General features: G+C 41.4%; 23 protein-coding genes and 1 tRNA gene. 9 read left to right on the top strand and 15 right to left on the bottom strand.

The genetic code is table 11. The features are described 5' to 3' along the window. Positions 1-33: 33 nt before the first annotated feature. The 5 genes from CQ839_RS01240 (at position 34) to CQ839_RS01220 (ending at position 2,264) form a co-directional block, all read left to right on the top strand. A complete protein-coding gene (locus CQ839_RS01240; protein WP_103666456.1) occupies positions 34-264 on the top strand; it encodes a DUF433 domain-containing protein in 231 nt (76 codons plus the stop codon). After that, on the top strand, positions 261-593 hold the full coding sequence (locus CQ839_RS01235) for a DUF5615 family PIN-like protein (protein ID WP_103666455.1): 333 nt from the start codon (positions 261-263) through the stop codon (positions 591-593). Before CQ839_RS01240 ends, CQ839_RS01235 begins: the two co-directional genes overlap by 4 nt. A gap of 53 nt (positions 594-646) precedes the next feature. After that, a complete protein-coding gene (locus tag CQ839_RS01230) occupies positions 647-1,465 on the top strand; it encodes a hypothetical protein (protein ID WP_103666454.1) in 819 nt (272 codons plus the stop codon). Between the two features lie 354 nt (positions 1,466-1,819). Further along, a complete protein-coding gene (locus CQ839_RS01225; protein ID WP_103666453.1) occupies positions 1,820-2,026 on the top strand; it encodes a prevent-host-death protein in 207 nt (68 codons plus the stop codon). Further along, positions 1,983-2,264, top strand: a complete 282-nt coding sequence (locus tag CQ839_RS01220) for a Txe/YoeB family addiction module toxin (protein ID WP_181016048.1) — start codon at positions 1,983-1,985, stop codon at positions 2,262-2,264. Before CQ839_RS01225 ends, CQ839_RS01220 begins: the two co-directional genes overlap by 44 nt. Before the next feature lie 38 nt (positions 2,265-2,302). Here CQ839_RS01220 and CQ839_RS24940 read toward each other — a convergent pair whose 3' ends face one another. The 4 genes from CQ839_RS24940 to CQ839_RS01205 form a co-directional block, all read right to left on the bottom strand. Further along, positions 2,303-2,452, bottom strand: a complete 150-nt coding sequence (locus tag CQ839_RS24940) for a hypothetical protein (protein WP_181016047.1) — start codon at positions 2,450-2,452, stop codon at positions 2,303-2,305. Then, a complete protein-coding gene (locus CQ839_RS01215) occupies positions 2,445-2,723 on the bottom strand; it encodes a hypothetical protein (protein ID WP_103666451.1) in 279 nt (92 codons plus the stop codon). The genes CQ839_RS24940 and CQ839_RS01215 overlap by 8 nt, the downstream gene beginning before the upstream one ends. Next, positions 2,713-3,009: a BrnT family toxin gene (locus CQ839_RS01210; protein ID WP_103666450.1), complete on the bottom strand. Its 297-nt coding sequence runs from the start codon at positions 3,007-3,009 to the stop codon at positions 2,713-2,715. Before CQ839_RS01210 ends, CQ839_RS01215 begins: the two co-directional genes overlap by 11 nt. 155 nt (positions 3,010-3,164) lie before the next feature. Beyond that, a complete protein-coding gene (locus CQ839_RS01205) occupies positions 3,165-5,051 on the bottom strand; it encodes a DUF4157 domain-containing protein (protein ID WP_258040588.1) in 1,887 nt (628 codons plus the stop codon). Between the two features lie 399 nt (positions 5,052-5,450). On the opposite strand from CQ839_RS01205, the gene CQ839_RS24935 reads away from it, so the two are divergent. After that, complete coding sequence (locus tag CQ839_RS24935) at positions 5,451-5,600, top strand: hypothetical protein (protein WP_181016046.1); 150 nt, start codon at positions 5,451-5,453, stop codon at positions 5,598-5,600. 58 nt (positions 5,601-5,658) lie between these two features. Here CQ839_RS24935 and CQ839_RS01200 read toward each other — a convergent pair whose 3' ends face one another. The 3 genes from CQ839_RS01200 to CQ839_RS01190 form a co-directional block, all read right to left on the bottom strand. Further along, complete coding sequence (locus tag CQ839_RS01200; protein WP_103666449.1) at positions 5,659-6,468, bottom strand: ABC transporter permease; 810 nt, start codon at positions 6,466-6,468, stop codon at positions 5,659-5,661. Positions 6,469-6,536: 68 nt separating this feature from the next. Then, a complete protein-coding gene (locus CQ839_RS01195) occupies positions 6,537-7,361 on the bottom strand; it encodes an ABC transporter ATP-binding protein (RefSeq protein WP_103666448.1) in 825 nt (274 codons plus the stop codon). Between the two features lie 101 nt (positions 7,362-7,462). Further along, positions 7,463-8,614 (bottom strand): ABC transporter substrate-binding protein, encoded by a 1,152-nt coding sequence (locus CQ839_RS01190; RefSeq protein WP_103666447.1) that lies wholly within the window; start codon positions 8,612-8,614, stop codon positions 7,463-7,465. A gap of 310 nt (positions 8,615-8,924) precedes the next feature. Here CQ839_RS01190 and CQ839_RS01185 point away from each other — a divergent pair, with 310 nt between their 5' ends. Both CQ839_RS01185 and CQ839_RS01180 read left to right on the top strand, forming a co-directional pair. Beyond that, on the top strand, positions 8,925-9,992 hold the full coding sequence (locus CQ839_RS01185) for a D-alanine--D-alanine ligase family protein (RefSeq protein WP_103666446.1): 1,068 nt from the start codon (positions 8,925-8,927) through the stop codon (positions 9,990-9,992). Continuing rightward, on the top strand, positions 9,985-10,371 hold the full coding sequence (locus CQ839_RS01180) for a type II toxin-antitoxin system HigA family antitoxin (protein WP_103666445.1): 387 nt from the start codon (positions 9,985-9,987) through the stop codon (positions 10,369-10,371). Before CQ839_RS01185 ends, CQ839_RS01180 begins: the two co-directional genes overlap by 8 nt. A 56-nt stretch (positions 10,372-10,427) precedes the next feature. Here the strand turns inward: CQ839_RS01180 and CQ839_RS01175 are convergent, their stop codons facing one another. After that, positions 10,428-11,552 carry a class I SAM-dependent RNA methyltransferase gene (locus CQ839_RS01175; protein WP_103666444.1) on the bottom strand — a complete coding sequence of 375 codons (1,125 nt, stop codon included), beginning with the start codon at positions 11,550-11,552 and terminating at the stop codon, positions 10,428-10,430. Between the two features lie 58 nt (positions 11,553-11,610). Continuing rightward, positions 11,611-11,684, bottom strand: a tRNA-Arg gene (locus CQ839_RS01170). A gap of 204 nt (positions 11,685-11,888) precedes the next feature. Between CQ839_RS01170 and CQ839_RS01165 the strand changes: the two genes are divergently transcribed. Continuing rightward, on the top strand, positions 11,889-12,407 hold the full coding sequence (locus CQ839_RS01165; RefSeq protein ID WP_103666443.1) for a tetratricopeptide repeat protein: 519 nt from the start codon (positions 11,889-11,891) through the stop codon (positions 12,405-12,407). 94 nt (positions 12,408-12,501) lie between these two features. On the opposite strand, the gene mnmA is transcribed toward CQ839_RS01165, so the two are convergent. The 6 genes from mnmA to CQ839_RS24930 form a co-directional block, all read right to left on the bottom strand. Next, on the bottom strand, positions 12,502-13,608 hold the full coding sequence (mnmA, locus tag CQ839_RS01160) for a tRNA 2-thiouridine(34) synthase MnmA (RefSeq protein WP_103666442.1): 1,107 nt from the start codon (positions 13,606-13,608) through the stop codon (positions 12,502-12,504). Between the two features lie 172 nt (positions 13,609-13,780). Beyond that, entirely contained in the window at positions 13,781-15,163 is a 1,383-nt protein-coding gene (locus CQ839_RS01155) for a cobyrinate a,c-diamide synthase (RefSeq protein ID WP_103666441.1), read from the bottom strand. A 52-nt stretch (positions 15,164-15,215) separates the two neighbouring features. Further along, entirely contained in the window at positions 15,216-15,593 is a 378-nt protein-coding gene (locus CQ839_RS01150) for a hypothetical protein (RefSeq protein WP_103666440.1), read from the bottom strand. A gap of 129 nt (positions 15,594-15,722) precedes the next feature. Next, positions 15,723-16,118, bottom strand: a complete 396-nt coding sequence (locus CQ839_RS01145) for a hypothetical protein (protein WP_258040587.1) — start codon at positions 16,116-16,118, stop codon at positions 15,723-15,725. After that, a complete protein-coding gene (locus tag CQ839_RS01140; RefSeq protein WP_103666688.1) occupies positions 16,093-17,115 on the bottom strand; it encodes a pentapeptide repeat-containing protein in 1,023 nt (340 codons plus the stop codon). Before CQ839_RS01140 ends, CQ839_RS01145 begins: the two co-directional genes overlap by 26 nt. Before the next feature lie 247 nt (positions 17,116-17,362). Next, the gene (locus tag CQ839_RS24930; RefSeq protein WP_181016045.1) at positions 17,363-17,521 is read right to left on the bottom strand and encodes a hypothetical protein; all 159 of its coding nucleotides are present in this window, start codon (positions 17,519-17,521) and stop codon (positions 17,363-17,365) included. Between the last annotated feature and the right edge of the window lie 11 nt (positions 17,522-17,532).

The raw sequence follows: 17,532 nt of genomic DNA, 5'->3' as shown, positions 1-17,532 counted from the left end.
GGCTTATGCCGCCCTATTCTTTAGGCTACAAATATGAACTATCGAAATTACATCACGATTGAGCCAAATAAGCGAGGTGGCAAGCCTTGTGTGCGTGGTTTGCGAATTACGGTTTATGAAGTGCTTGAGTACCTAGCTTCTGATATGACCGAAGCAGAAATACTTGAGGATTTTCCCGATCTGACGCGGGAAGATCTTAAAGCCTGTATTGCATATGCGGCTGACCGTGAGCGTCGGTTTATGACAGTACCGATATCAGCATGAAGTTACTTTTTGATGAAAATTTGTCTCCCAAGTTGCCGAACCGTTTGGCTGACATTTTTCCAAATTCGCTACACGTTCGAGATGTTGATATGAAATCAACTGTCGATCCTATAGTTTGGGATTATGCCAAGTCTAATGATTTGATAGTTGTCTCGAAAGATTCCGATATGCACGACCTCAGCTTAGTATTTGGGAATCCACCGAAAGTTATTTGGATTAGGCTTGGAAACTGTTCAACTTCACAGGTAGAAAGCTTACTAAGAAATAATTTTGAGGCGATCGCTTTATTTTACCAAGACAAGTATTTATCACTGCTTGCTTTAGCATAAAACTACGGCGTAAGTAACTTATCATTTTTTATACTTGGATATATTCTTTAGTTATGCAAGAAGATTTAATTGGAATTGCTAAGCACATTAAACGACTTGGCTTAGCTTCATTAGCTCACGCTCAACAACATACGTTCTTTTATAGTTCATATAATACTTATTGGAAAGATTTGGCTGTACTTCAAGCTGCACATGCGGCTGAAATTCTCATAAAGGCTAGAATAGCTGAACACCATCCATTATTAATTTTTAGTGAAATCCCAAAATCAACAAAGGTTAATGAGGAAAAGTTAAGTTTACGTGCATTACTTGAATCGGGTAAAACAATTCAATACAACGAATTACCAGAAAGACTATGGGCTACAACTGGCTATAAAATTAAAAATGATAATATCTATCAGCGTTTTGGAAAATTAAGAAATACAATTCAGCACTTTACTACTCCACATGATAAAGATTTAACTCAAGAAACTTTAGAATTTATATTTGGAATTATTGATCCAATGATTCATGATTTCTGGGAATTATATGCAGTTGATTATATTGAAGATCCAGATGCTCATGAGTATATATTTAAGACTTTACTTAAATCAAATATTGATTTTCTTATACCAGATCACTATAAAGAAAAAGTTGAAAAAGATAGATTAGAGTTAGAGACTAATGTTAAGGTAATCACATTTATAAAAAATTCTGTTGATAATTTTTCTTCAGCCGCAGAAACAGATAAACTTGAAATAATTAAGTATATTCAAAATAACTTTAATCTTTCAGAATGGCAGGCACAAAGATTATATTACGATGCACGAGATAAAATAAGCTCAAATGATAATAGCTACCTAGAATGGAGAATAACTCCTTTTATGTCTTAGTAATTCTGGCACTTGATTTAAGTATCTTATTATCTCAGAACATTTAACAACGTCAGTAGCTTTACCATTATTAATCTTTATCAAAATTTTGACTTAACCCTCAACTTACGAAGATATTAATGATGTCTATATTAGCGATAAAGGATGTGTGATCGCTGTTTGATGTGAGTAATAGGTGATCAGGTTTTGGGTTATAAGTGGCGATCGTTGTTTGATGTAGAGATTTAGGCGATCGGGTTTTGAGTGGTGAGGGGCGATCGCTGTTTTATTTGATGGAAATAGGCGATCGGGTTTGGGGTGATGAGAGGCGATCAGTTATAATTATGATTAATCAAGTAAGTTATATTGACTGCTATGACTAACACATTACAATACATCTGTGATTCAGAAGGGCAAACAGTTTCTGTAGTTGTCCCCGTTGCCTTTTGGAAAGAACTAATGGCAGAAAGAGAAACCACCTATTTACTCAGCAGTCCAACCATGAAAGAAAGACTGCTTGCAGCCAGAAAACGTCAAGATGGAATCTCTTTGGAATCAGCCTGTGAAAAACTTGGAATTTGATGCAGATGCTTTTGAGGACTTAGCTTGGTGGATTGAAAATGATCGTAAAAAAGCTTTAAAAATCATCAAACTGATTCGTGAAGTCCAACGTAATCCATTTGAAGGCACAGGACAACCTGAAGCACTAAAACACGATCTATCTGGCTGTTGGTCGCGCCGTATCGATCAAGAACATCGTCTAGTTTATGAAGTTTTAGACGATAAAATCAGAATTCTCGCCTGCCGCTTTCACTATTAAATAATTGTTAGTTGATGTGGGAAATAGGCGATCAGGTTTTATGGGTGGTGAGGGGGCGATCGCTGTTTGATGTTGAGAAATAGGCGATCGGGTTTTGTGGGTGATGAAGGGGCGATCGCTGTTTGATTTGAGGAAATAGGCGATCGGGTTTTGGTGGTGAGTGGCGATCGCTGTTTGATTTTAAACAACCTCACTCAAAGCGTCACGAATCACCTCATCACTCACACCGTGACGCTTTAAGCTCTCAATAAATATAGAAACAGAATCTCCATCCAGTCTCTCAAGATCAGCACGAAGCCCCTGCCCAATATAAGCACGAATTAAAGGCTGATATCCAGAAAATCCTAACAATGGTGCAACTTTTTTCAAATCATCGATAACATCTTCAGGAATACGGATTGTCACTGTTGCCATCGGACGATTTCGATCCAATCGTTTTTTTAAAGCTTCAGTTTTCATAATATTCATGCTCCTTGCGAGTTGCTTTTCTTGCTGAAATAATCCGAACTAAATCGTTCTCCCGTTCAACATAAACAACGTAAAGAAGATTCCATCGTTTATCTAAACCAATCACAGCGTCTCTCTCTTCATCATTACGACTTGCATCAACTACTACTAAAAATGGATCAAAAAAGGCTTCAGTAGCTTGCTGAAATGTCACACCATCATGATTAATAGGATTAATTCGAGCCTTCTCCTCATTCCAAACAAATTTAATCCCGTTCAGAACAAAATACACATCCATACCGTATATTTTAGCCAAAGCGTATTTACGTTGTCAATACAAATTCATCCAAAGATTTTGTGCTGAGGGCGATCGCTGTTTGATTTGAGGAATAGGCGATCGGGTGTTATGAGTGATGAGAGGCGATCGCAGTCTAAACTATGAGATAGGTTATCCTATTTAATGTCTTTTACTGCTTCCTCAATAGCGATTTTTGCCTTTTGGTCTCCCATTGTCTGAACCCTTGCTCCTAATCCGAGAGATTCTAGAATGACCATCCCATTGGGTTGATTCCTTTCGTTCAAGACGAAATTTGTTAGACCATCCCTGAAAGCTTGCAAGTCTGCCTTATCTGTGGCTGCAAGATATCCTGCTATGTTGGTGCTTGCATAATTCTTGATAACACTTCTCCATCCTTGTCGAACATAATCGTACCCTGTGGTTAAGACTTTATGTCCTAATGGAACTGCTTTTGATGCTGCTCCCAAACTGGCTACGATTGCCACATTGATTCCCAAGCTAGGGAAATACTTCGCAGTCTCTGAAGCAAAATCTACGCCATTTGAGGCGATAGGAACTGCACCATTCTTAAGCCTGCTCCATTGCTCATCCACCAAATAGCTGACTTGCTTTTGCTTGGCCGGGTCTGCCATATTGCCCTGAATTAATTTCAATTGTTTATAGCTTGTGAGAGAAAATATCCACTTTTTGACTGCTGTCATAAACTTGACGCACTTCATGATTAATTCGCTTAGAGGAAGCCACTTTACAAAAGATGCTAACCGCCCAGTACTCCATTCCATAGCACTAACAAAAGCGTTAGCTATTTTAGTAGAACTAACGATAAAGTCTCCCAACTTACTAATAACTAGTGCGACATTTTCAAAAGTTTGCATTGTTGTGTCGTTCCAAAAATCGACCTTACGTACCGATTCCCAGATTTCCTTACCCGCATCAAATATCTTCAATCCCTCAGACATAGCTTCCAAGCAACTTGTCATTGTTTCGATTTCATTTGCCTTGAGTCCTGCTACGACTGTCCCTGTCAAGCTGCCAAGCGCTTTGCTGCCAGCAATCCCCTTTTCCACAGTGCCACTACTTGGATCGATTACTGTTTTGATCGCGCTTGCCGCATCATCAAGAAATTCTAAGAAATTGCCACCTCCTTCAATCGCACCACCACCGAAACCTCCTACTGTTGGGGACACCTCATCATCTCGTTGTAAGACATCTTTCAATGGCGATCGCTGAACCGCCCCATCATTTTGTTGCACTACATGGGTCAACTCATGGGCTATTAGCTCTTGTCCTAGTCTACTACTTGGCTCATAAGCCCCCTGCCGAAAAAATACATCTTGCCCAGTTGTAAAAGCTTTTGCCTGAATCGATCTGTTTAACTGATCTGACTGCGAATCTGTATGTACCTTTACATCGCTAAAGTCTGCGCCCATCGCTTGACCCATCTTTTCTTGCAGTCCAGAATCTAGCGACTGACCGCTACCTCGCGCACGCTGAATCGATGACTCTAAATCAGTTGGTGCTTCTCCCTCAAAAGGATTTTCACTTCTCTGAAGCAAAGACTTCATTTGCAATTCTTTATCATTATCTTCTATCAACTGTTCTCTTTGGATGGAAGAGATTGGTTTCATTTGCAGTTCATCCTCTTCTTCCATCAATTCTTTCTTTTGGACAGAATGATCATTTGATGTCGAATTTATCTGTTTAACGACTTTAGATGCTGTATCGTCAGCTTCCTGCTCATACTTATCATTTGGCTGACCAATATTCAGCTTGGCTTGGATCGCCATACGCTTAGCTGCGATCGCCTTCAAGCGATTATGCGGGTTTTCTTGGATTGGCGTATCAGACGATTCTGAGCTGCGCTGATTAATTATTTTTTCTAGAAAATTCTCAGAATGCCCAACTCCAGATCGAACTGGGGCATCTTCATCCAGATCCGTCTGAGGTGGCGCAAACGCTCTAGTTTGCAAATTTAGAGTTGTGGGGTTAACTGAAGATGGTAATTGGGAATGCTTTTTTGAGTAATCGTACGTACGATTCATATCGTTAACCCCCAAATCTACTTACTAATACACTGCATTAATTTAATATTATCTTTTTTTTGCATAATCAAAAATTTTTAACGACTATAAGAAATTCCTGCAATTGCCAATCGTTGAAGCCCTGAAGCCTCGATCGCTAAAATCAGCTAAATTTAAGATTTCAAGAAGTGCCTGTGGTTGCCCTATATGTGCGGCGACATAACATACACAAAATGGCTACGTCATTTTGTGTATGCAAAACCCTTACTGAGGTTGCTTTTTAATCCACAAAAGTGTAACGAAACTTTATAGCTTTGTATTAAGACGCAACAATAGTCATTATTTGATGACTATTGTTGCGTCTTAACTGTATTTGTAGTTTATAATACAAATATAAGTTATTATTTATGGATCGAAATCATGAAGATTACCCGTGAAAATCAACAACAGCAAAAATATAGCGATTACCGCGATCGCCAAATATCTGAAGATGTACTAGAAAGCCATGAGCCAAAAGACCATTTACATCCAAACTATTGCCATTGGGCATGGCTACCAAAACCTAAATAATTTGCAAACAATAAAAAAGGCTCGCTTACGCGAGCCTTTTTTATTGTTTGCAAATTATTTATCTAGCCCAGTAAATCACTTTTTTCTCAATGGCAACAAATAAGGTGTAGAGCATTACACCTAAGATGGCTAGAGTAATCAGTGCTGAAAAAGCAAGAGGCACATTAAAGTCTGAGGCAGCCTGAACGATTAGATAACCTAAACCCGCATTAGACGCGATCGACTCAGCGATGACGGCTCCAATGAAGGAAAAAGAAACGGCGATCTTGAGAGAGGCAAACACATAGGGCAAAGTATGCGGCCAGCCAACCTTCTGGAATATCTCAAAATCTGAAGCACCCAAAGCTCGCATGACATCTTTCATTTCAGGTTCGATGGTTTCTAATCCTAACGCTACGTTAACAGCGATCGGGAAGAAGGCAAGTGCAAAGGCGGTTACGATCGCAGGAATAGCATTTGCACCAAACCATACAGCCAGTAGTGGTACTAATGCTGACTTAGGAATAGTATTAAATGCAACTAGTAATGGATAGAAAGTTAAATAAATAAGTTTGGAATAACCAATCAGGAATCCCAACACGATGCCAACTACGCTGGCTAGCACAAAACCTGCAAAGGTTGTCCAGATGGTTCTCCAAGAGTTTTCTGCAAGTTGTGGTGCAAATTTGATGGTCGCTTCGAGGATTTTTGTAGGGGCAGGTAAGTTAAAAGGTTGAATTTTAAAGATGATTACTGCCAATTCCCAGACAATAAATAATACAACTGTAGCGATCGTAGGCAAGATAATCGTCGCGGTTTTTGTATTTAGAAAAGCTTCAAAATCAAACTTTTTATTTACCCGCCTTGAATGGTCAACAGCTCCCTGCATATATTTTCCTCATTACTGATTGCAAAAAATTGTGAAGACAAAAAATCTGGCTAAAATAGATTCCTTTTCTAACTCTTATGGATATGACGACGTAACTCGGCGGCAAGATGAGCAAATTCATCGCTGAGACACATTTCTAAGGTTCTCGGACGAGGTAGATCGATCTTCAGTTTGAAAGCAATCTCGCTAGGTCTAGGACTCATTACATATACTGTGTCCGACAGAAATACAGCCTCGCGTAAATCATGGGTGATTAGCATTCCTACGCATTTTGCCTCCATCCATAGGGTTTGGAGCATCACCCACATTTCTTCACGGGTAAAGGCATCAAGTGCGCCAAAAGGCTCGTCTAACAGCAAAATCTCTGGTTGGTGAATTAGCGCACGGCAAAGTGAAGCTCTCTGACGCATCCCACCTGATAACTGCCAAGGGAACTGCTGCTGAAAATCTTTTAATCCTACTGCTTTCAATAGCTTTTGTGCCATCTCTAGATATTTGGCACGATTAACTTTAAAGTCTCGCTTGTAGGGGGATACTATTTCTAGTGGTAGTAAAACATTATCAATAGTGCGTCGCCAAGGCAGCAATACAGGATTTTGGAAGGCGATGCCGACATTCTTGAGCGGTTTTTTTACGGCTTGTCCATGACAGCGCAGCTCTCCAATTTTGGTAGGGCTTAATCCTGAGACCATTCTCAAAATTGAGGTTTTCCCGCATCCACTAGGACCAACAAATGTAACAAACTCTCCAGGTTCTACTGTGAGGGAGATTTCCTGAATAATCGTCCGCACTGATTCTTCAAACGGGTATTCTAATCCGATGCGATCAAATTCTAGTAAAGGTTTAGGAGAAACGGAGGTTTCAGTAGATGAAGACGTTACAGGCTGAACCATTTTTCTGTACCAATTTATTGAGTGTGGACTTTTTTAAGCCAATTATCAAATACATGAAAACGATTGACTAAGCCAATCGTTTTCATGTATTTGGGTTCTATTTACTGCAAAGGCTTGCGATCGCTAGTTGGAGGAACCATGCGTTGTTCTTTAGCAGGCAAAAACTTATCTGTGAAGACATCAGCGACAGTTACTGGCTTCAATTTGAAGCCTTCAGTTGTCTGATTAATACTCTTTTCTAGACGTTTCATGTCCGCACCACCGAAGCCAGCTGCCTCGACTTCTGGAGTCACATACATCCGTTCGATCGCCAATTTCAGGCGCAGCTTTTCAGCATCGCGATCCATTAACTTACTTTGATCGGTGGAAACAACTAGGTCAAGTGCAGCAGTAGGGTCTTTCACAACCTCCTGCATCCCACGGAAATATGCTTTAAGGAATGCTTTAATCGCATCAGGATTCTTGGTCATAAAATCTTGCTTAACCAAAATTCCATTTCCATAGAAATCTAAACCAAACTCGTCATAGAAGAAGATTTGGATATCATCCATAGTCTTACCACCTTTGATCAAAGATGGAATGACCGAAGTGTAGAAACCACTGACAGCATCAACTTTTCCTTGCAATAAAAACGTCTCACGCAGCTTAGGTTCCATCGTGTCCCAAGTCACCGAATCAGGCGCAATCTTTATCTCTTTCGCAAAAAGTGGGAAAAGTTTCCGAGGTCCATCACCTGCTGGTGCACCGAGTTTTTTGCCAACCAAATCGGCGGGGGTCTTAATTCCATTTGCTTTAAAAGTAACAATGGAGAAAGGTGCTTTATTTTGGTAAAAAGCTACGGCAAGAATCTTGTCATTAGGATTCTTGTCATTGAATTCCATCGCATTATAGACATCGCTAAATGCCATGTCATACTTGCCAGTACCCAGCTTACTGATTGTGTCAGCATTACCGAAACCGCGCTCATAACTGACATCCAATCCTTCTTCAGCAAAGTAACCCTTTTCGATCGCCCAAATCAATGGCGCATCAAGACTTTGTTTCAAAAAAGGTAGTTGTACACGAATCTTTTGTTTTTCCTTTTTGTCCGTACTACCAGTTTGGGGCGATGATGCAGTAGTAGGAGCAGTAGTCTTGTCTCCAGAAGTAGTGCTTGTAGTACTTGGAGGCGCAGAATTACAAGCAGCTAGCAATGCTGTTGAGACGGCAATAAGGAGAATTCTATTTAACTGTTTCTGGAAAGTATGAAGCATTATTGCCCTGTTAAATTTGAAAATGTATACTGTATACAAAGTTGTCTTTTATTTAAGGGGAGTAGAAAAGAAGTTTCTGTATATCTCAATACAAAGAAATATGCCTCTCAGAGCAATCTTGATCTCGATTTATCATTAATTTAAGTAGGATCAGCAATTACTATTTTTCTACTTTCAGCACTTACGCTGCTGAAAGTAGAAAAATAGTAATTGCTGTAATTAAGCCCAACTGTTTGTTAAGACTTCAAAACTTTGATGTAAAGTATTCAGTACTAAAAGTTTGATTTCAATTTGATGAGGGTGTTTACTAATGACTGGTATATCGATAGATTTGGCGGCAAAGTCTCCTCTTTATGTCGGCTTGTTATTTGGTGGACAGTCAGGCGAACATGATGTGTCAATTACATCGGCAAAAGCGATCGCCTCAGCCCTCAGCCAAAATCCTCGTTATCATGTTCAGCCTTTTTATATTCAACGTGATGGCACTTGGCGCAGTCCTGATGTGTCAAAAAAAGTTTTGGATGCTGGTAAAGGTTTACAGGATTCAGAATTATTAACTAATGCCGCTTTTTTCTTGCCAACAGAAGTTCAGCAAGTTGATCTTTGGTTTCCTGTCCTCCATGGGCCAAATGGTGAAGATGGGACAGTGCAGGGTCTATTGCAATTGATGCATAAGCCCTATGTTGGCAACGGGGTGCTTGCCTCTTCGGTGGGAATGGATAAGATTGCGATGAAGGCGATTTTTGCTAATGCTGGCTTACCTCAGGTCAAGTATGTAGCTCTAAATCGTTGGCAATGGCAACAGGATGAGCCAGCATGGAGTGAGCATATCGAAGCAACCCTCGGCTATCCCTGTTTTGTGAAGCCTTCTAACCTTGGCTCCTCAGTTGGTATTTCCAAAGTACGCGATCGCACTCAGTTAAAAGAAGCGATCGCTAGTGCTACTAGCTACGATCCGCGCATTATCATCGAGCAAGGCGTTGTTGCCCGTGAAATCGAATGTGCGGTTCTCGGCAATGAACAACCCCAAGCTTCTGCGATCGGTGAAATTACTTTCACTAGCGATTTCTACGATTATGAAACCAAATACACTGCTGGTATGGCAGATCTGATTATTCCTAGTAAGTTGCCCGACAACGTGACTCAAGCAGTGCAGTCAATGGCAGTGAAAGCATTCCAAACTGTGGCAGGTTCAGGTTTAGCCAGAGTTGACTTTTTCTATGTGGAAGCAACGGGAACGGTTTTAATCAATGAAATTAATACTTTCCCAGGATTTACTTCGCTAAGCATGTATCCCAAATTATGGGAATACTCTGGTATTCCTTTTACAGAACTATGCGATCGGCTTGTTGAATTAGCACTTGAAAAACATGTTTAAAGATGGATTGCTATTAGCAAACATTCAGGCACAAGTTATTTCTACTGAAGAAGAAAACGATCGCGCTTTAGGTATTGTTGAAAGTCTGCTAGCTGAGAAGAATCTGTCTCTAGAAAAAGAACAGATTCTTCGACTTTTAGTTTCGCTGATCGAGAAATTTGAAGATGAACATTATCAGTTAGCCGCTTCAACTCCTCATTCCATCTTGTTGCATCTAATGGAAGAGAGAGGACCAAGACAAACTGACCTCGTAGGTTTAATTGGCTCTCGTGGAGTAGTTTCTGAAGTTATCAATGGCAAAAGAACTATTAGCAAAAGTCAAGCTAAATCACTTGGCGAGTTTTTCCATGTTGATCCAAGTTTGTTTATTGATTTTTAGATATTGATTCTAAGAATCTTTAAGAAATGCAGCGCTTTGTGCTGCATTTCTTAATCCTAATAGAGTTCGTACTTCATTAACTGACAGGGCAATGCACCATTTAATACGGCTGTTCGCTCTGCACACTTTAATCCAATTGTTTGCGATAGCTGCTTATTACCACTCAAGACAAAAGCAGTCCATCCCTTAAATTGCTGTTTAAGAACATTCCCTAATTGCTTATAAAAAGCTCCCAAATCGCTATCTCTTCCTAATCTTTCGCCATAAGGAGGATTGCAAAAAACAACTCCACTATCAGCAGGTGCAACTACTTCTGCTAAATCTAACGCTGAGAAATAGACATGATTGGCTAAGCCGCAGTTTTTGGCATTAATAACTGCTTGATCCACCACTTCAGGATTGCGATCGCTACCCCAGATTGGTGCAGGCAAAGCATCTAAACGATTATCATCCGCTTCTTGAATTAGTCGAGCTAAAAGTTCTTGGTCGAAATCTAGCCAAGTCTCAAAGCCAAAACTATCGCGAAACATACCAGGGGCTATATTTAGAGCTTTTAAACTCGCTTCTAGGGGTAAAGTTCCAGAACCGCAAAGTGGATCGTAAAACATCTGGTCTGGTTGCCAACCTGATATCTGGATTAAGGCGGCGGCAAGAGATTCTTTTAGTGGTGCTGCGCCTACGGCAGGGCGATAGCCGCGACGGTGCAAACTATTGCCAGAGCTATCGAGGCTGACGGTACAGCCATTGTCATCAATATGGACACCGATCCGCACATCTGCTTCCTGTACATCGACATCCGATCGCTCACCGAATTTCTCTTTCTGCTGATCGACGATCGCATTTTTAACTTGTAAGGCGGTGAAATGCGTGTGATTGAGATAATCGTTTTTGCCAGTGGCATTAACAGCTAAGGTCATTTCAGGCGTGAGAAATTCTGACCAGTCGATCGCTTTGATCCCTTTATAAAGATCATCAGCATCGAGGCAATCAAACTGATCGAGGTGCATCAAGATCCGAAATGGTAGCCGCGCCCATAGATTTACCCGATAGAGCAAAGTGCGATCGCCTTCAAAGCTAACACCACAAAATCCTGCTTCAACGGAATGTGCGCCGAGCTGTTCTAATTCTTGTGCAGCCAGTGCTTCTAAGCCTCTCGCCACAGTTGCAAAATATTGATTCATCTTTAAAAACCAAAAGTAGAGTTGCGGCGCAAAGCGCCGCAACTCTATATCTTTAAAACAGGCTAGGATGGACTCTAACCATCGACCGATCGCTTAGAAGGCGATTGCTCTATACAACTGAGCTACTAGCCCAAACAATTTCACGGTTTATTATACTACAACAAAAGTTATCATTTTGGCAAATTTTGGATAATCCCAAAAGGAGAGCCTCGCTTAGTAAGTCACTCCTTTTGGATTTTTGTTAAAAATTACTTTTTAAAACACCTAAACCAATTACTAGAGTGCAATGATGGAAAAGCTCTATTAATAAAATTAATTTGAAGTTAGTAAACACCTATGGATAGTACATTAGCGATCGCATACCTTGGGGCATTAGTTGTGCTGCTAGCTGGGGTTAGCTGGTTAGTTATCCGCCAGATTTTGAAAGCACGTAGTTTAGAAAATGTAATTTCTGACCTACAGCCTAAGCTCCAAAAGGAAAAAGGCACACCTGAGGACTATTACCAACTTGGTAGTGTGTATTTGCGAAAAAAGCTCTACGCTCAAGCAATTACCCTGTTTAATAAGGCGCTGAAAGAAGGAGGAGAAAATATTGCCGAAGTTTATAATGCCTTAGGATTTTCCTATTTCTCCCAAGAGCAGTATGATTTGGCGATCAAAAATTATAAGGAGGCGATCGCCTTACAAGATGGCTATGTGACTGCCATTAATAATCTTGGTCATGCCTATGAGAAGAAAAAACTGCTACCTCAAGCGATCGAGATGTATGAGAAAGTGCAAAAGCTGGATGAAAAAAATGAAACCGCCAAGCGTCGCTTAATATCTTTAAGAAAACAAGTAGTACCAACTGCATAAAAAAATGGTATTCAGCTAAAGATGATAGGCGGCGCTTCGCGCCGCCTATCATCTTTAGCTCTAATAAAAAAAGGGACGCTTAGCGTCCCTTTTTCTATTGCTTGGATTCGATCAGTCCGCCGCCGAGTAACAAGTCATCACGATAAAAAACTGCCGCTTGACCAGGAGCAATACTAAATTGTGGCTCATCAAAAACAATCCTTGCGCGATCGCCTTCGAGGGGAATTATAGTCGCAGGGGCTGGAGCCGTCCGATAGCGCACTTGCACTTCGGCGTGAAATGGCTGATCAGTAGGAGCGAGTGATACCCAGTTCACTTGATTGATCGAGCATTCTTTGTCGTGGGCTTCTGAGCGATCGCCTAGTACAACTTCATTTTTAATAGGATCGAGGGCAACCACATACAGAGGATTTGCCGCCGCTACACCCAACCCTTTGCGCTGACCGATGGTGTAGTGATAAGTGCCATCATGCTCACCCAAGACATTGCCATGTGTATCAACAATTTTGCCTTGGACGGGAGTGAGATATTTATCAAGAAATGCTTTCATCGAGCCATTTGCTTCGACTAAGCATAGATCCATGCTTTCGGGCTTTTCGGCAGTGGCTAAGCCGAACTCGGCGGCGATTTTGCGAGTTTCGACTTTGGTTGTATCTCCTAACGGAAAAATACAGCAGCTTAATTCTTCTTGTCCAACTTCGTAGAGAAAATAGGACTGATCTTTAGTATCGTCAACAGCGCGGCGCAATTCATAGCGTCCTGATTCAGGATTGAAGTTGAGCTTGGCATAATGCCCCGTTGCAATTTTATTGATCCCCAACTTTTCGCGAGCATAGGTCATCATCGGTGCAAACTTTACAGCTTTATTGCAGCGCGAACAGGGCAGAGGTGTGTAGCCTGCTGCATAGCCAGTGACCAGATAGTTGATAATGCTTTGTTCAAAGACATCCCGACTATCGACAATTTCATGGTGAATGCCTAATTCTTCGCATAGTCGTGCTGCATCGACCATTCCCTCGGAGCAGCATTGTCCCTTGCCACGCATTAACCACAACGTCAGCCCTGTGACATCGTATCCTGCGCGATGCAATAGAGCCGCCGCCACAGAGCTATCTACTCCGCCCGACAAGCCGACAACTACCTTCTCTGCTGTCTCAGGCTTAGTATCTAGTTTTCTTTCGATGATTTCTACGTTTGACATTTGCTGCGATCGAACCACTCAAACTAAATTGTATCGTAAAGCGCTGTGAGGTTAGTGAGCCAGTGCCAGATTAAGCGATCGCCATGATTACAAACTTTGTTCTATTTGTAGATTTTATTAAGTACCCCAAAAGATTAAGGCAGCGCTTTGTGCTGCTTTAATCTTTCTTAACCTAGCAAGAATGACGGCATCTGGACAAAAAACTATCTAGCAAATGAGTTTGTGCACCAAAGTGCAGATGGGTATAGGCAGCGTGAACTTGATATTTTTGCCAGCCTTCGGATGCATACTGTAAGTGTGAGTCGTAGCCTTGTAGAGAATACAAGGGCTGATTGCAGATTTCGGTTAAAGATGAGCGATGAAATTCATGTCCCCAAATCCGATCGCCTTTTTTCATGAGCGGACTATCCTGCAAAGCGATCGCTTGACGATATCCGAGAGTTAGGCGCTTTCCCATTTTTGCTGCCGTCGGGAAAATATTCACCATTGGGAATGATTGATCCTGAAAATCAACAATGCGATCGCATAGATACATCAAGCCACCACATTCAGCATAGGTGGGAATGCCTGATTTGATGGCATTGTGAACGGATTCTCTAGCGGTTTTATTTTCGGCTAATTCACTTGCAAATACTTCAGGAAAGCCGCCGCCAAAATATAAGCCTTGGATATTTTCAGGTAAAGTGCGATCTCTAATTGGACTCCAATGAATTAATTCAGCACCCATTTCTCGAAATAGATCAAGATTATCGGCATAGTAAAAACTGAAGGCTTTATCTTGTGCGATCGCGATGCGAAGCCCCTCCCCCCTAGACCGCAATATTTCTTCTTCCTCTCTCCCAATCGAAAAAAGTGCTGGTGGGGGAGGACTTCCAAGCAATGGCAATAACTTTTCCCAATCAAAACAAGTCTCGCCTAAATATGCCAAGCGCTCAATAATTCCATCGAGATCGGACATTTCCGCAGTGGGAACTAGCCCTAAATGGCGATCGGGAATTGAGATATCATCTTGGCGGCGGAGAACTCCTAGAATTGGTAAATTCAATGGCTCTAGAGCTTGAGTCAATAATTCTAAATGGCGATCGCTACCAACGCGATTAAGCACAACTCCTGCAATGTGAATACGAGGATCAAAGGTGCGATATCCATGTGCGATCGCGGCAATAGATCTAGAAGTACTAGCACAGTTGAGAATCAAGACCACGGGAACATTTAGCAATCGCGCAACGTGAGCAGTGCTAGCAGTATCATCTTTGCCAGTCGCACCATCGAATAGCCCCATTACTCCTTCAATGAGCGCATATTCAGCATTCTGACTATGTTTCGCAAAACAGGACTTTACATAGGATTCGGAAGTTAAAACAGGATCGAGATTGCGACAAGGTAGCCCTGTGATGTAGGAATGGAACATGGGATCGATGTAATCAGGGCCCACTTTAAAAGATTGCACTGGAGATTCAGCGGATCGCGATCGCGCTTTCATTGCGGCTAATAGTGCCAAAGTTACTGTGGTTTTGCCTACACCGCTACGTTCACCCGCGATAATAATTGCCATTTTGTAGATAGTGCTTTTTGATTCTGGTTATGAAATAAACTGTCGCTAGAATTTATCTTCTCCACCAAATGTAAATTGTGCCATTTTCCATTTGATAAGCCCGATCACTTACAGTATCAAATTTTTCACTCGGATCATAAAGCCCAAGCTTTTTATAAACTTTGCCACCGCGATCGTCTCTATAAGTAAATGGCACTCCATCGTAGTTTTTGAAGGATTGACGCACTCCATCTTTCCATACTATCTCAGCATCGAAAACTTCAACATCAGAAGAGACAGTGCAGGGCATCGCTGCTTGAGGAGTGACAGAGCCAGTTACGAAGTACATACAAAATGCATTGCGGGTCTGAATACTAGCATGGCTTGGTGATATAACCGCTAATGATGCGATCGCGGAAATCATCCCAATTATAGTAGCTTGAATTTTCATGTTCTAATTTCTTGATTTATTTATGAATAACACACAGCAAAAAGACAAAGCCAATTCACAAAATGTTCCCATTAGACAGGTAAGGCGGCGCTTTGCGTCGCCTTACCTGTCTAGGGTTAGCCATTTTTGTTAAGGGATAAATGGGATAAATTGCCGCAAAAATTTACGCAACTTCAATAGACCAATAACTTCGCGTACTTTTGGAGAGACAAAATCTTCAGGCGGAATACTGTCTAGCGATCGCAGCTTTTCCATGAGTTCCGTATATTCAGCAGCAGTGAGTTGTTTGCCATCAATGGGCGATCGCGCATCAGTATAGATTTCTGCGCGTAAAATTTCTTCAGGTATATCTTCCTGAGAAGATTGGATTGTCAGAGTTTCCGCAAAACTAATCATCGGCATTGCCAATGTGGAGATCTGCAAACTGAAGAAAGAAGCGATCGCCAAATTTCGATTTTTCGCCTTTGGTAAAGCTTTGCGCTGCTGAGCCTTGTAACTTTTAGCGCCCCAATCTATTTGGTACATCTTCACAGCCTCCAGGAATAGTTTTACGAGATTTTTTGCCACACCATGCACAGAGATATTGGCGCGTTTCTTCGGATAGATCGATCGCTTTACTAAAGTCCGCCTCTTCGACTACCGCGCCCGTATATTCACCTGTCTCGAAATTGGGGAGATTTTGGCGATCGCGGGGAGAAGCAGTTTCTAGCTTGCCATAAAACAGCTTCACCCGACTAAGATCCGTGCCGCGCAAATTTGCCTTAGCCAAGATTGCGCCGACAAGATTTGCTCCTGTGAGATCGCAATTAACAAAATTTGTCTTAATCAAATTCGCGCCGCTCAAATCAGCATTTCGCAAATCCGTATTGCAAACATCACGATTTGCTAACATCATTCCCAAATTAACCACCCGCACTCCATTAGCCAGATCGACCACATAGCCACCCGTTCCATCAAGAATCGGGCGGCCAAGTAATCCATCACGTTTCAGTGGCGTTAAAAGATTAGCACTAGATAGAAATCGAATAATCTTGGCGCGTCCATCGCCATCACAACCACCTAGCAATGCTGCGGTTCTGGCTTGGGCGATCGCTCTTTCTAACGGCCAGTCTTCCAGTTGTCCTTGTGGATCAAGTACTAAGTCAGAAATCCCTTGAAAATATGAATCAATAGTTTGCTGTTGGGTAATGACATTTTGCTGTCCCGTTAAACTTTCCGAGATTTGGTTTTGTCGCCATGCCACCCACACCGCCAAAATCGCAATTAAAATCTGTCCTACCGCCCCTAAAGCCTCCCACTTCAGGCTATCAAACCATCGTGCAAAGGCAAGATCAAGCTCAGTGACATGAGCCGCCATGAACAACGCTACTCCAGCTAAAATGCTAGACAGCGTAATATCCCAATGTTTACCGAGAGGAGAATTGGCGATCGCAATTAGAAATGGCGGTACGAGTATTGGCAAGATGATTGTAAAGATCACGCCAAGACAGATATAAACCAGTTCATCGTAATCTAGATACATCGCCGTGAGTGCCACAACGGATGAGATCGTGGCTACGACTAAAAAAAATACTTTAATTCGAGAATTTGGTAGAGCCAATCTAGTAAATTCTGTTGGATTTGCTAAAAATTAGGATAAAAGCTGTATTAACCTTGATAATTTTACAATAAATCTATTGATATCAATGGACTATAGCTATAGTAATTATTGAGTTAAGACATAAAACCCTAAAAGCATCGCGTGCCTTTTGAATATTCCCAAAATTTGGCTATACGGGAATAGCGATCGCTTCTCCTAAACACCAATAATTGAAAAAGCTTTCGGCTCTTATGAAAGTGATTAAGTAGCTAAGCAAAATTAAATATAAAATTCCAAAATCTGTACCGCCTACTACTTGGACAGTAAAGATTTTGGCTCTACGGAACATCAGTTATTTAG

The organism is Pseudanabaena sp. BC1403 (genome assembly GCF_002914585.1).
Taxonomy (GTDB): domain Bacteria; phylum Cyanobacteriota; class Cyanobacteriia; order Pseudanabaenales; family Pseudanabaenaceae; genus Pseudanabaena.
Note: the sequence above shows the minus strand (reverse complement) of the source record. Positions and strands in the feature narration are given on the sequence as shown.

What these genes read in the sequence shown, in the direction of transcription:
- CQ839_RS01240 (WP_103666456.1), top strand. Translation starts at nt 34, where the DNA reads ATGAACTATCGAAATTACATCACGATTGAGCCAAATAAGCGAGGTGGC.
- CQ839_RS01235 (WP_103666455.1), top strand. Translation starts at nt 261, where the DNA reads ATGAAGTTACTTTTTGATGAAAATTTGTCTCCCAAGTTGCCGAACCGT.
- CQ839_RS01230 (WP_103666454.1), top strand. Translation starts at nt 647, where the DNA reads ATGCAAGAAGATTTAATTGGAATTGCTAAGCACATTAAACGACTTGGC.
- CQ839_RS01225 (WP_103666453.1), top strand. Translation starts at nt 1,820, where the DNA reads ATGACTAACACATTACAATACATCTGTGATTCAGAAGGGCAAACAGTT.
- CQ839_RS01220 (WP_181016048.1), top strand. Translation starts at nt 1,983, where the DNA reads ATGGAATCTCTTTGGAATCAGCCTGTGAAAAACTTGGAATTTGATGCA.
- CQ839_RS01215 (WP_103666451.1), bottom strand. Translation starts at nt 2,723, where the DNA reads ATGAAAACTGAAGCTTTAAAAAAACGATTGGATCGAAATCGTCCGATG.
- CQ839_RS01210 (WP_103666450.1), bottom strand. Translation starts at nt 3,009, where the DNA reads ATGGATGTGTATTTTGTTCTGAACGGGATTAAATTTGTTTGGAATGAG.
- CQ839_RS01205 (WP_258040588.1), bottom strand. Translation starts at nt 5,051, where the DNA reads ATGAATCGTACGTACGATTACTCAAAAAAGCATTCCCAATTACCATCT.
- CQ839_RS24935 (WP_181016046.1), top strand. Translation starts at nt 5,451, where the DNA reads ATGAAGATTACCCGTGAAAATCAACAACAGCAAAAATATAGCGATTAC.
- CQ839_RS01200 (WP_103666449.1), bottom strand. Translation starts at nt 6,468, where the DNA reads ATGCAGGGAGCTGTTGACCATTCAAGGCGGGTAAATAAAAAGTTTGAT.
- CQ839_RS01195 (WP_103666448.1), bottom strand. Translation starts at nt 7,361, where the DNA reads ATGGTTCAGCCTGTAACGTCTTCATCTACTGAAACCTCCGTTTCTCCT.
- CQ839_RS01190 (WP_103666447.1), bottom strand. Translation starts at nt 8,614, where the DNA reads ATGCTTCATACTTTCCAGAAACAGTTAAATAGAATTCTCCTTATTGCC.
- CQ839_RS01185 (WP_103666446.1), top strand. Translation starts at nt 8,925, where the DNA reads ATGACTGGTATATCGATAGATTTGGCGGCAAAGTCTCCTCTTTATGTC.
- CQ839_RS01180 (WP_103666445.1), top strand. Translation starts at nt 9,985, where the DNA reads ATGTTTAAAGATGGATTGCTATTAGCAAACATTCAGGCACAAGTTATT.
- CQ839_RS01175 (WP_103666444.1), bottom strand. Translation starts at nt 11,552, where the DNA reads ATGAATCAATATTTTGCAACTGTGGCGAGAGGCTTAGAAGCACTGGCT.
- CQ839_RS01165 (WP_103666443.1), top strand. Translation starts at nt 11,889, where the DNA reads ATGGATAGTACATTAGCGATCGCATACCTTGGGGCATTAGTTGTGCTG.
- mnmA (WP_103666442.1), bottom strand. Translation starts at nt 13,608, where the DNA reads ATGTCAAACGTAGAAATCATCGAAAGAAAACTAGATACTAAGCCTGAG.
- CQ839_RS01155 (WP_103666441.1), bottom strand. Translation starts at nt 15,163, where the DNA reads ATGGCAATTATTATCGCGGGTGAACGTAGCGGTGTAGGCAAAACCACA.
- CQ839_RS01150 (WP_103666440.1), bottom strand. Translation starts at nt 15,593, where the DNA reads ATGAAAATTCAAGCTACTATAATTGGGATGATTTCCGCGATCGCATCA.
- CQ839_RS01145 (WP_258040587.1), bottom strand. Translation starts at nt 16,118, where the DNA reads ATGTACCAAATAGATTGGGGCGCTAAAAGTTACAAGGCTCAGCAGCGC.
- CQ839_RS01140 (WP_103666688.1), bottom strand. Translation starts at nt 17,115, where the DNA reads ATGTATCTAGATTACGATGAACTGGTTTATATCTGTCTTGGCGTGATC.
- CQ839_RS24930 (WP_181016045.1), bottom strand. Translation starts at nt 17,521, where the DNA reads ATGTTCCGTAGAGCCAAAATCTTTACTGTCCAAGTAGTAGGCGGTACA.